Source organism: Bacillus sp. BC08 (assembly GCF_054326875.1).
Genome location: NZ_JBTGPA010000035.1, coordinates 447,809 through 458,700, shown reverse-complemented (window position 1 = coordinate 458,700; position 10,892 = coordinate 447,809). Strand labels below are relative to the sequence as shown.

The window sequence follows — 10,892 nt, the reverse complement described above, 5'->3', positions numbered from 1 at the left end:
TATTAATCATAGCTATTCTACTAGTCATTCTTAACAGCCTTTTCATATATTATGCATGTATTAACAAATTGCGCTACCTCTACAAACTTTTCTGAATATTATATTTTTGTTATAATTAAATTATCAACAATAAAGGAGCGATTACAATGACAACCTTATTAAGCAAAGCCAAAAACATATTAACGACTGACGAGACAATATTGTTTTACGTAGCATGTTCATTAGATATATTTATTTATCGCTCCGTCGCAAGGCCAGGTCTGTTAATTTTAACGAACAAACGGCTCTTCTTTTATGGACCAGATGTAAGTAAGAATCCATTATTTGAGGAGTACTCTTTCGAAAAAATTTCTGACCTAAAAGAACAAAAGCGCCTTTTCAGCAATCAAATTATCTTTATGTATAATAATGAATGGAAAAAAATAAAACATATTCAAACAAATGATGTAAGCTCTCTCGTTCAACAAATACACGCACAACTATCTAAATAAGGAAAGCCCTTTACCTTTATAGGTAGAGGGCTTTCCTATTACACATTTTCTTTTTTCAAAAGAGGCCTTACATGAACGATCACTGTACGAATGACTGCTAAAATTGGAACTGATATTAATAATCCTACAATTCCTGCCACTTCTCCTCCAACCAGTAATGCAAGCATAATAATAACAGGATGCATGCGAAGCGACTTACCAACGATGTAAGGGGATAAAATGTTACTTTCCAAAAACTGCAAAATAGCAATCGTAATTCCCGCCTTAATAAGTAAACTCGTTGATACCGTTGCCGCAATCATTAATGTCGGGATAGCTCCTAAAATAGGACCGAAGTACGGGATTATATCCGTTACCCCAATAATAATGCCGAGTAATAATGGATATTTCATACCGATAAACCAAAAAGAAAGAACAGATACGCCCCCTAATACTAAGCAAACAAATAGCTGTCCTCGAATATAACTTCCGAGTGACTTATCAATTTCTTTCGCCAGCATTTGCCCAGTACTCCGCCACTTACTCGGGACTAGTTTCCAAAAGATATGATAAAACTCACCGTAATCTTTTAATATGTAAAATACAATGAACGGTATTAAGAAAATAATGAGTAACGAATCGAGTACACCACGAGCTGTGCTCATCACTTTATTCAAAAGTGATTGTATCTTCGTTTCTACTCCACCAAAAATTTGTTTCACCTTTTCATGAATAAATGATGGGAAATTCGCTGTTTGTTCCGTAACGCCATCCATCCAAGAATCATACATTTTTGTAAACTGCGGGAATTGTTCATTGATTTCTTGTAATTGCTTAATCACAACTGGCGTTCCTTTATAAATTCCATAACCAATCCCACCAAAGAAAAGGATGTAAATGAGCAAAATAGCGAGTGTGCGTGGCATCCCTTCCTTATGAATTTTTTCAATTAAAGGATGCAATAAATACGCAATAAAACACGCAATAAGAAACGGTGTAATGGCCACTTTAAATACAAAAACAATCGGTGCCCATAGCGGCTTAATTTTTAAAAAGACGAGCAAGCAAAGAAATACGAGTAACAATAACCCTAAACGATATATCCAAATAATTTTAAGATTCTTCACACGAAAAACCTCCTCCACCTTTATTTTGAAAATAAATAGGGTAGGTTATGTGCAAAAGTTTTAAAATCTTTTTATCCAGACCATACTGTTTTGTAAAGACGTACATATACATAACATAACAAGGACAACCACCCCTGAGAATGCAGCATGAAACAATATAATCAGGAGGGTTCATGATGGTTTTATTTATGCTCGTATTATCAGCACTTTTTATGATTCTTGAATGGGTTTGTATCGGGTTTGGTATTTGGAAAGGTTTCTTTATTCGTTCCTCACGAAAAGAAAGAGCGAAGCAATTATTTCATTACGGAATGCTTGGCGTTGGATGTTACGGCCTATCTTATCTCTTCTCTGAAATTGGACTTTTATATTTACATACAAGTGCATAAAAAACTCCCTTATGATGAAGGGAGTTTTTTGCGCTTATAGATAAGATTTAATCATCTTACGTGCTTTTTTCATATTTCGTTTTGAAAATACATCTTGCTTGCGAGCATATTGGTATGCTGCCGCTCCAACACCTAACGCGATTAATGAATTGCGTAGATTCAAAGTAAATCCCCCTTTTCGTTATCCGATCGTTCTTTCGTTCTCATCAAATAAATCATCAAGTGAGCTTAATGAACCATCTTCTTCTACTTGATGCGTATGGATTTTCCCCTTTGAAACCGATAATTCGATATAACAATTCCAGCAATAAAATTGGTTGACACCTATTTTCCCAATGTCTTTCCCTTTGCAATTTGGACAAATGAACATATGGCTTTCATCTCCTTACAGTCTCCCAGATTCTATTCGCCATTATGTCCAAACCGCATTCATTTATACATTGCTGGAGCCTTTCAACGTTATACGTTTGAAAGTTTCACTATATAATTTCACCTTGTTACATGAAATCATACGGTGTAATGTTTTCCACGTCCATTTCTTCGCCATTCACTGTTACCATCTGTACTTCTCCTTGTGATTCTTGCAAGCGACTCGCTAAAGTTGTTTGACGCATTGCATCATCAAGGCGATTTACACCAGACTGGAAAGCGGCTTCCTCCCCGCAAATAATAAGAAACTTCTTACTTCTTGTAATACCAGTATAAATTAAATTACGTCGTAACATACGATTGTAACTTTTTACTATCGGCATGATCACAATCGGGAACTCACTACCTTGCGACTTATGAATCGAACAGCAATAGGCATGTGTAATTTGATTTAAGTCCGGCTTTGTATACGTTACTTCAATTCCATCAAATGAAACAATAATCATATCTTGTTGCTCAACGTTTTCTTTCGCATAAAACACCGAAACAATTTCTCCGATATCACCATTAAACACTTGGCTCTCCGGCTGATTAACGAGCTGCAATACTTTATCGCCTCTTCGGTATACAACATCACCGTAAGCAATTTCTTTACTCTTTTCCCTTTTCGGATTAAACACTTCTTGCAACGCTTCGTTTAGTACATTAATACCGGCAGGTCCACGGTACATCGGGGCCAGTACTTGTACATCCCTTGCGCTAAACCCTTTTGTTTTAGCATTGTCACAAACCTTCTTAACAACCTCAACAATTTGAGCTCCTGTACAGCCGATAAATGAACGATCTTTTTGATTTTGCGCTAAATCTGGCGGGAGCGTTCCATTTTTTATCGCATGGGCGAGTTGAATAACAGATGAGCCTTCCGCTTGACGATAAATTTCAGTAAGCTTTACTGTCGGAACTGCACCTGCATTCAATAAGTCTTTTAACACTTGTCCAGGGCCTACAGATGGTAATTGATCTTCATCGCCTACAACGATAACTTGAATGTTAGTCGGCAATGACTTAAACAACTGATTTGCAAGCCAAATATCAACCATTGAAAATTCATCAATAATGAGTAATTTCCCTTGTACCGGATCCGTTTCATTACGCTGGAAAGACCCTTCTGGCGTCCAGCCAAGTAAACGGTGAATTGTACAAGCTGGAAGCCCTGTTGATTCACTCATTCGCTTCGCTGCTCTTCCTGTTGGAGCCGTTAATAATATCGGAAATGGATTATCATCACTGTATTCATTCGGATTTAACGATAGCCCGTGAAGTGATGCATACATTTCAACAATGCCTTTAATAACTGTTGTTTTACCCGTTCCTGGTCCACCTGTCAATAACATCATCGGTTTATGAAGTGCCGTTTGAATCGCTTCTTGCTGAAATGGTGCATACTGCACATTCAGCTGTTCTTCAATTTGCCCTAACGTCTTTAATACTTCTGCTTCAGGAAATGAAGGTGTTTCCTCTTGATTCATGAGCCTGCGGATAGACTTTACAACACCTTTTTCAGAGTAGAATAACGAAGCTAAATACACTCGTTCTTCTTCTATGATAACTTTCCCTTCACTTTGCATCATTTCAACGCAACCTACAATATCTTCCTCCGTCACTCTTCCTTCTTGATTATTTAAAAGTGACATCGTTTCTCTTACGAGTTGATCTTTCCTCATATAAACGTGACCAAGTTGCAATGATACATTTTCTAACGTATAAAAACATCCCGCACGGACACGATCATCATGATTACCCGATATCCCTAATGCACGTCCTATATCATCCGCTCTTCCAAATCCAATACCATCCACTTCTTCAATAAGCTGATATGGATTATTACGGATCACTTCTAATGTCATCTCTTTATATTGTTGGTAAATCTTAATAGAAAGCTTCGTTCCAAAACCGTAGCCATTTAAAAAGCTCATTACTTTCTCTAACCCTTGATGTTCAACAATCGTCTCATATATTTCCTGAGCTTTTTGTTTGTTGACAACGCCATTTAACGCATCAGGATCATCCATAATTTTAGAAATGGCATGTTCCCCGAGATGGTCCACGATTTTTTCAGCTGTACGCTTTCCTATCCCTTTAAATAAATCACTCGCTAAATATTGCACCATACCAGCTTTTGTTTGCGGTAATTCTTTCTTAAACGTTTCAACTAAATATTGTTTCCCATACTTCGGATGGTCTTTAAAATGCCCTGTCAATGTAAACACTTCATCTTCATGCATGCGGGGAAAATGACCGTTTATCATCACTTTTTTTTCGTCGTACGTTTCATTCGTTTCAATGACTTTCATACTGACAACGGAATAGAGGTTTTCTTCGTTGTGGAAAATGGTATGAAGAACTTGCGCTTTTATAAACTTTTTCTCTTCTTCAAACAAATCCATTGCATGTTGATTTCCCATTCTTCCTCTCCTTTCCGGTTTCATTTCACTTTAATGAGCAGTACATCCCCCACCTTTTTAGATGAGGGATAACTACCCATTAAACTATATTTTCATCTTATTCAGCTTCTTGCTCTAATAAACGAACACCATTACCAGCTAAAAAGTGATCTGGTTGAATTTCAGTTGCTTTCTTAAATAAAGCAAGAGCCTTCTCGTTATTTTCTTCAAATACGTACGCAACACCTAAATTATAATACGCATCTGCATGCTCTTCATCCATTTCTAATACCTTTTCAAAATAAGGTTTTGCCTCTTGAATATGTTCTAAACGTGCAAAGCAAAGTCCGCACTGGAACACAGCTTCTACATCGTTTTCATCTAATTCTGTTGCTCTTTGTAAAAATGGCAGCGCAAGACGATCATTTCCAAGTTGCACATGTGTAATGCCTAGCATAAATGTTACATCAGCTGATTGTAATCCAGCTTTCATCGCTTGTTCAAATACAGCTTTAGCCTCTGCAAATTGCTCTTGACCGTAATAAACGTTTCCTAATCCATAATAAGCAGCAGCAGATTTATCATCTAACTCTAATGCACGTTTATAAAATAAAATTGCTCTTTCACTATCACCTAGTACATCTAATAAGTTCGCAAAATTAATGTATCCAAGCGCATCTTTCGGGTTTTCTTCGATTGCTTCTGTGAAATTTTTAGCAGCTTCTTCCCAGTTTCCTTCTTGCATATATTGAATACCTGTTTCAAGTTTGTTTGACATGTCCTTCACCTCTACAACAAATTATAACAAAGAATGTATTTTCCAAGCGAACGAAAATTCGCTTTATGTAAAAGAAACCTCTAACCGCGAATCGGCAGAGGCTTCTCGTTTTATCCTAAATAATCCAATTTCTTACCGCTACGGTACACTTCATCAATTGTAGCACCGCCTAAGCACTCATCTCCATCATAGAAAACAACTGCTTGTCCTGGTGTAATTGCACGAATTGGCTCGTCACAAAGAATACGAACTGTATTTTCATCAACGATTTGAACCGTTACTTTATTGTCTTCTTGACGATAACGGAATTTCGCTGTGCACTTAAATTCTTTTTCTTTCGCTTCATTACTTACCCAGCCGATATTCGTAGCAATAACTTCATCACCATATAAAAGTTCGTTATGGAATCCTTGATCAACATATAAAATGTTTTCTTTTAAGTTTTTCCCAACAGCAAACCACGGATCACCGTTACCACCAATACCAAGGCCATGACGTTGTCCAATTGTATAGTACATTAAACCGTCATGCTTTCCTTTCACTTCACCAGATAATGTTTGCATCACACCTGGTTGTGCTGGTAAATAGTTACTTAAGAAATCTTTAAAGTTACGCTCACCAATGAAGCAAATACCAGTACTATCTTTCTTCGCCGCTGTTGCTAAACCAGCTTCTTTCGCCATTTCACGAATTTGTGGTTTCTTCAGTTCACCGAGCGGGAACATTGTTTTTGATAATTGCTCTTGGCTTAATTGATTTAAGAAATACGTTTGGTCTTTATTGTCATCAACGCCGCGAAGCATTTTATATTCGCCGTCCATATAAGCAACGCGTGCATAATGGCCTGTCGCTACATAATCAGCACCAAGCGCAATTGCATGCTCTAAAAATGCTTTAAATTTAATTTCTTTATTACACATTACATCTGGGTTTGGTGTACGACCAGCTCGGTACTCATCTAAGAAGTACGTAAACACTTTATCCCAGTATTGTTTTTCAAAGTTTACTGCATAATATGGAATGCCAATTTGGTTACACACTTCAATTACATCATTGTAATCTTCTGTTGCTGTGCAGACACCATTCTCATCTGTATCATCCCAGTTTTTCATAAAAATTCCGATTACATCATAACCTTGCTCTTTTAATAAAAGAGCTGCCACAGATGAATCGACGCCACCGGACATCCCGATGACAACGCGTGTTTCTTGAGGTAGTTTGTTCATCATGTCACCTCCTATGCTAATTTTGTGTTAATCGCTTCACGATTTTCACTGTTTCGTACGCCGCTTTCTCAATTTGCTCTTTCGTATTTCCAAGTCCGAAACTAAAGCGTACGGATGAACGTATTTGATCGGAGTCTTTTCCGAACATCGCTACTAATACATGTGATGGATCAATTGAACCAGCTGTACAAGCAGAACCACTTGATACCGCAATGCCAGCTAAGTCTAAGTTCACAAGAAACGGTTCAATGTTCATTCCTGTAAAACTAATATTAAGCACATGCGGTAAGCGATATTCTAAGTTTCCGTTTACCTCGAAAGTAATGTCTTCATTTTTGAAGACAGATACCATTATATCTTTAAACTCTTCGTATTGGGCATTTTTTTGCTCACGAGTTTTTTCAGCTAGCAAAATTGCGTGCTGTAAACCAACGATACTCGGTACATTTTCAGTACCAGCACGGCGTTTTCTTTCTTGCTCCCCGCCTATTAATAACGGTTCAAATTTCACATTTGCACCAGCGAATAAGAACCCTACACCTTTCGGCCCGTTAATTTTATGAGCTGAAATCGATAATAAATCAATGCCGAACTCTTTCACATCTATTTCTACTAATCCGTAAGCTTGTACCGCATCTGTATGGAAATAAGCTTGATGCTCTTTTAACAGCTTACCTATTTCCGCAATTGATTGCATCGTTCCAACTTCATTATTCCCAAACATAACGGATACGAGAATTGTCTCTTCCGTTAATGCCTTTTGTATGTCAGAAACTTGAACGCGTCCTGCTTCATCAACAGGTAAATATGTGACTTCAAACCCTTCACGCTCTAATAATTCACACGTATGCAAAATTGCGTGATGTTCAATTTGCGTCGTTATAATATGGTTACCTTTATGGCGATTCGCACGTGCTACACCGATAAGTGCCAAATTATCAGCTTCTGTACCACCACTCGTAAATATAATTTCATTCGGATTCGCATGAATGCTACGCGCGCACACGCGTCTCGCCTCATCTACTGCATGGCGCGTTTGACGTCCATAAAAGTGAATACTAGACGGGTTTCCGAATGTTTCTGTCATATATGGAATCATCCTTTCGACCACTTCTGGGTGAGTCGGAGATGTCGCAGCATGATCTAAGTAAATGCGTTCCATTAAATCTCCTTCTTTCCAAATCGTTTCACAAGGAATTAAATGTAAAACATATAGCCCCCGTGATTTTCTTCCTCATAACGTACTAAATCTTCTAACGTTGTACTATCTAACACTTCTTGCACCGCATCACGAACACGCATCCATAATTGGCGTTGTGCTGGTTCTTCTTCTTCTATCATTTCTACAACACTAATTGGACCCTCTAGTACACGGATTACATCCCCAGCTGTAATGTTAGCTGGCTGATCTGACAATACATATCCGCCATATGCTCCGCGCGTACTCTTTACTAGACGAGCGTTACGAAGTGGTGAAATTAATTGCTCTAAGTAATGTTCCGATAAATCATGTGCCTGCGCAATTGATTTTAAGGAAATCGGACCTTCACCAAACTTTTTTGCAAGATCGATCATAATTGTTAAGCCGTAGCGGCCTTTCGTTGAAATCTTCATCTATTTTGCACCTCTTTTCAAATTTTCACTTCTATTGGTTATATCTTATTTATAAAAGAACACAATTTAAAATCCTATGAAATTATAGCATAATATAGTATTATAAGAAATTTCAACTTGTGTATCAAAATGATAACATAAAATCACATTGAAAAACTCGGAAATTATTACAATTGAAAGAAAAATGAAAATATTTATGTTCATTTTTTCCACAAAACAGCATCCCATTTCAAATTCCACTAAAAAAAATGATACGATAGAAAGAGATTATATACATTAAGGGAGACGGTAAAAATGAAACAACCACTCGCACATCGAATGCGCCCTACAAATATTCAAGAAATTATCGGACAACAACATTTAGTTGGTGAAGGAAAGATTTTATGGCGAATGGTCCAAGCGAATCATTTTCAATCTATGATTTTATACGGCCCTCCAGGCACTGGAAAAACATCCATTGCGAGCGCAATTGCAGGAAGTACCGGAACCCCTTTTCGCCTATTAAACGCTGTTACTCATAATAAAAAAGATATGGAAGTTGTCGTACAAGAGGCAAAGATGCATCGACACCTCGTTTTAATTTTAGATGAAGTACACCGTCTAGATAAAGCAAAACAGGATTTTCTATTACCTCATTTAGAAAGCGGACTCCTTACCTTAATTGGTGCAACGACGAGTAATCCGTTCCATGCTATTAATTCTGCTATTCGAAGTCGTTGTCAAATCTTCGAATTACACGCATTAACAGAAGATGATCTTTTAATCGGCTTAAAACGAGCACTTGAAGATAAAGAAAAAGGTCTTGGGGAATATGATGTAACTGTTACGCCTGAAGCATTACATCACTTTGCAAATGCTTCAGGCGGAGATATGCGTTCCGCTTATAATGCACTTGAACTAGCTGTTTTATCTAGCTTTACAACAGATGAAAAAGCTGCGGAAATTACGCTAGAAATCGCGGAAGAATGCTTACAAAAAAAGAGCTTCGTTCACGACAAAGGTGGAGATGCTCATTATGACGTATTATCGGCATTTCAAAAGTCGGTGCGCGGAAGTGATGTAAATGCAGCACTTCATTATTTAGCACGCCTTATTGAAGCTGGTGATTTACAGAGCATTGGTAGACGGCTTCTTATTATGGCATATGAAGATATCGGACTTGCTAGCCCGCAAGCCGGACCGCGTACACTAGCAGCGATCGAGTCAGCTGAACGAGTTGGATTCCCAGAGGCACGCATACCACTTGCAAATGCCGTTATCGAGCTATGCTTATCACCAAAATCAAATTCAGCTTATAAAGCACTTGATGCTGCATTGCACGATTTACGTAACGGTCAAACAGGTGACATTCCAGGTCATTTAAAAGACAGTCACTATAAAGGCGCTGAATCGTTAGGTCGAGGCATTGGATACTTATATCCACATGACCATCCAAATGGCTGGGTACACCAACAATACTTACCTGATAAAATAAAAAACAAGCAATATTATAAACCGAAAACAACAGGGAAATTTGAGCAAGCACTTTCTACTGTTTATGAAAGATTACAAAGTTCGAATAAAACGAAAAATAAAGGGTAACATAAACGAAAACGTCACCATTACGGAGGCTTCGCTTATGAAAACACGTCAAGATGCATGGACAAGAGAAGACGATCTCCTTTTAGCAGAAACTGTTTTACGACATATTCGTAGCGGCAGTACACAAATAAAAGCATTCGATGAAGTCGGCGATACATTAAACCGTACTTCAGCCGCTTGCGGATTTAGATGGAATGCTGAAGTACGGCCGAATTACGAAGATGCGGTGCAGCTTGCAAAAAAACAACGGAAAGAATTAAAACGCTCTGAAGCTAAAATAGAAAAAGAACATTTCACGCAAACGAAACAACTTGTAATTGATGCCGAGTTTTCAGAAGACCTTACGCCAAATAAACAAGAACTTACGATGCAAAGTGTCATTTCATTTTTGCAAAACTTGGAGCATACCAATCCTTCACTCGCAAAGTTACAAACTGAAAATGACGTATTACAATCTCAGCTCACGTCCTTGCAAAAAACGAATCATGAACTCGAAGCAAAATTAGCAGTACTCTCAAAAAAACAACAAGCAATCGAAGAAGATTATGCAATGCTTGTTAGAATTATGGACCGCGCTCGAAAACTCGTTTCAGTTGAAGAACAAGAAGAACAGATCGCTCCCATTTTCAAGACAGATCAAAATGGAAATTTAGATATTATATATTCTGCAGAGAATTAGAAAAGGGATGTCACTTTTTTGACTGAGTGACATCCCTTTTTGTTTTTTTGGTGGAGAGTATATATGTATGTGTGTGTCGGTAAATGAAATTATATCAACGATTTTTCAAATATATCGACTTACCGACAAAAGTTGACAATAAAAACCCTTAAGTTCAAACAAGGAAACACCCGGAAATAATTGGATATTTTCCGCTTAAATGTTATTATAAACAT

Annotated in this window: 12 protein-coding genes; 4 read left to right on the top strand and 8 right to left on the bottom strand. The window is 37.6% G+C overall.

What is annotated here, in order from left to right; translation table 11 throughout:
* The first annotated feature begins 146 nt into the window (after window positions 1-146).
* Window positions 147-491 (top strand): PH domain-containing protein, encoded by a 345-nt coding sequence (locus tag ACXVYO_RS20445; RefSeq protein WP_458468343.1) that lies wholly within the window; start codon window positions 147-149, stop codon window positions 489-491.
* Window positions 492-529: 38 nt separating this feature from the next.
* Here the strand turns inward: ACXVYO_RS20445 and ACXVYO_RS20440 are convergent, their stop codons facing one another.
* Window positions 530-1,597 (bottom strand): AI-2E family transporter, encoded by a 1,068-nt coding sequence (locus ACXVYO_RS20440; protein WP_458468342.1) that lies wholly within the window; start codon window positions 1,595-1,597, stop codon window positions 530-532.
* Between the two features lie 176 nt (window positions 1,598-1,773).
* On the opposite strand from ACXVYO_RS20440, the gene ACXVYO_RS20435 reads away from it, so the two are divergent.
* A complete protein-coding gene (locus ACXVYO_RS20435; RefSeq protein ID WP_000242555.1) occupies window positions 1,774-1,986 on the top strand; it encodes a hypothetical protein in 213 nt (70 codons plus the stop codon).
* 34 nt (window positions 1,987-2,020) lie between these two features.
* Here the strand turns inward: ACXVYO_RS20435 and ACXVYO_RS20430 are convergent, their stop codons facing one another.
* The 7 genes from ACXVYO_RS20430 to cymR all read right to left on the bottom strand — a co-directional run bounded on the left by ACXVYO_RS20430 (window position 2,021) and on the right by cymR (window position 8,417).
* Complete coding sequence (locus tag ACXVYO_RS20430; protein WP_001053553.1) at window positions 2,021-2,149, bottom strand: YrzQ family protein; 129 nt, start codon at window positions 2,147-2,149, stop codon at window positions 2,021-2,023.
* A gap of 18 nt (window positions 2,150-2,167) precedes the next feature.
* Window positions 2,168-2,356: a hypothetical protein gene (locus ACXVYO_RS20425; protein ID WP_000469281.1), complete on the bottom strand. Its 189-nt coding sequence runs from the start codon at window positions 2,354-2,356 to the stop codon at window positions 2,168-2,170.
* A gap of 127 nt (window positions 2,357-2,483) precedes the next feature.
* The gene (recD2, locus tag ACXVYO_RS20420) at window positions 2,484-4,820 is read right to left on the bottom strand and encodes an SF1B family DNA helicase RecD2 (RefSeq protein WP_458468341.1); all 2,337 of its coding nucleotides are present in this window, start codon (window positions 4,818-4,820) and stop codon (window positions 2,484-2,486) included.
* 97 nt (window positions 4,821-4,917) lie between these two features.
* Window positions 4,918-5,577 carry a tetratricopeptide repeat protein gene (locus ACXVYO_RS20415; protein WP_097844006.1) on the bottom strand — a complete coding sequence of 220 codons (660 nt, stop codon included), beginning with the start codon at window positions 5,575-5,577 and terminating at the stop codon, window positions 4,918-4,920.
* A gap of 110 nt (window positions 5,578-5,687) precedes the next feature.
* On the bottom strand, window positions 5,688-6,803 hold the full coding sequence (gene mnmA / locus ACXVYO_RS20410) for a tRNA 2-thiouridine(34) synthase MnmA (protein ID WP_048531354.1): 1,116 nt from the start codon (window positions 6,801-6,803) through the stop codon (window positions 5,688-5,690).
* A gap of 16 nt (window positions 6,804-6,819) precedes the next feature.
* On the bottom strand, window positions 6,820-7,965 hold the full coding sequence (locus tag ACXVYO_RS20405) for a cysteine desulfurase family protein (RefSeq protein WP_458468340.1): 1,146 nt from the start codon (window positions 7,963-7,965) through the stop codon (window positions 6,820-6,822).
* Window positions 7,966-8,000: 35 nt separating this feature from the next.
* The gene (gene cymR, locus ACXVYO_RS20400) at window positions 8,001-8,417 is read right to left on the bottom strand and encodes a cysteine metabolism transcriptional regulator CymR (RefSeq protein WP_000704116.1); all 417 of its coding nucleotides are present in this window, start codon (window positions 8,415-8,417) and stop codon (window positions 8,001-8,003) included.
* A gap of 294 nt (window positions 8,418-8,711) precedes the next feature.
* Here cymR and ACXVYO_RS20395 point away from each other — a divergent pair, with 294 nt between their 5' ends.
* Both ACXVYO_RS20395 and ACXVYO_RS20390 read left to right on the top strand, forming a co-directional pair.
* Complete coding sequence (locus ACXVYO_RS20395; protein ID WP_458468339.1) at window positions 8,712-9,998, top strand: replication-associated recombination protein A; 1,287 nt, start codon at window positions 8,712-8,714, stop codon at window positions 9,996-9,998.
* A 37-nt stretch (window positions 9,999-10,035) separates the two neighbouring features.
* A complete protein-coding gene (locus tag ACXVYO_RS20390) occupies window positions 10,036-10,677 on the top strand; it encodes an RsfA family transcriptional regulator (protein WP_458468338.1) in 642 nt (213 codons plus the stop codon).
* Window positions 10,678-10,892 lie beyond the last annotated feature (215 nt).

Excerpts from the sequence above, each read along its gene's own strand:
- recD2 (WP_458468341.1), bottom strand. The coding sequence starts at position 4,820 with ATGGGAAATCAACATGCAATGGATTTGTTTGAAGAAGAGAAAAAGTTT.
- mnmA (WP_048531354.1), bottom strand. The coding sequence starts at position 6,803 with ATGAACAAACTACCTCAAGAAACACGCGTTGTCATCGGGATGTCCGGT.
- ACXVYO_RS20390 (WP_458468338.1), top strand. The coding sequence starts at position 10,036 with ATGAAAACACGTCAAGATGCATGGACAAGAGAAGACGATCTCCTTTTA.
- ACXVYO_RS20395 (WP_458468339.1), top strand. The coding sequence starts at position 8,712 with ATGAAACAACCACTCGCACATCGAATGCGCCCTACAAATATTCAAGAA.
- ACXVYO_RS20415 (WP_097844006.1), bottom strand. The coding sequence starts at position 5,577 with ATGTCAAACAAACTTGAAACAGGTATTCAATATATGCAAGAAGGAAAC.
- ACXVYO_RS20405 (WP_458468340.1), bottom strand. The coding sequence starts at position 7,965 with ATGGAACGCATTTACTTAGATCATGCTGCGACATCTCCGACTCACCCA.
- ACXVYO_RS20425 (WP_000469281.1), bottom strand. The coding sequence starts at position 2,356 with ATGTTCATTTGTCCAAATTGCAAAGGGAAAGACATTGGGAAAATAGGT.
- cymR (WP_000704116.1), bottom strand. The coding sequence starts at position 8,417 with ATGAAGATTTCAACGAAAGGCCGCTACGGCTTAACAATTATGATCGAT.
- ACXVYO_RS20445 (WP_458468343.1), top strand. The coding sequence starts at position 147 with ATGACAACCTTATTAAGCAAAGCCAAAAACATATTAACGACTGACGAG.
- ACXVYO_RS20435 (WP_000242555.1), top strand. The coding sequence starts at position 1,774 with ATGGTTTTATTTATGCTCGTATTATCAGCACTTTTTATGATTCTTGAA.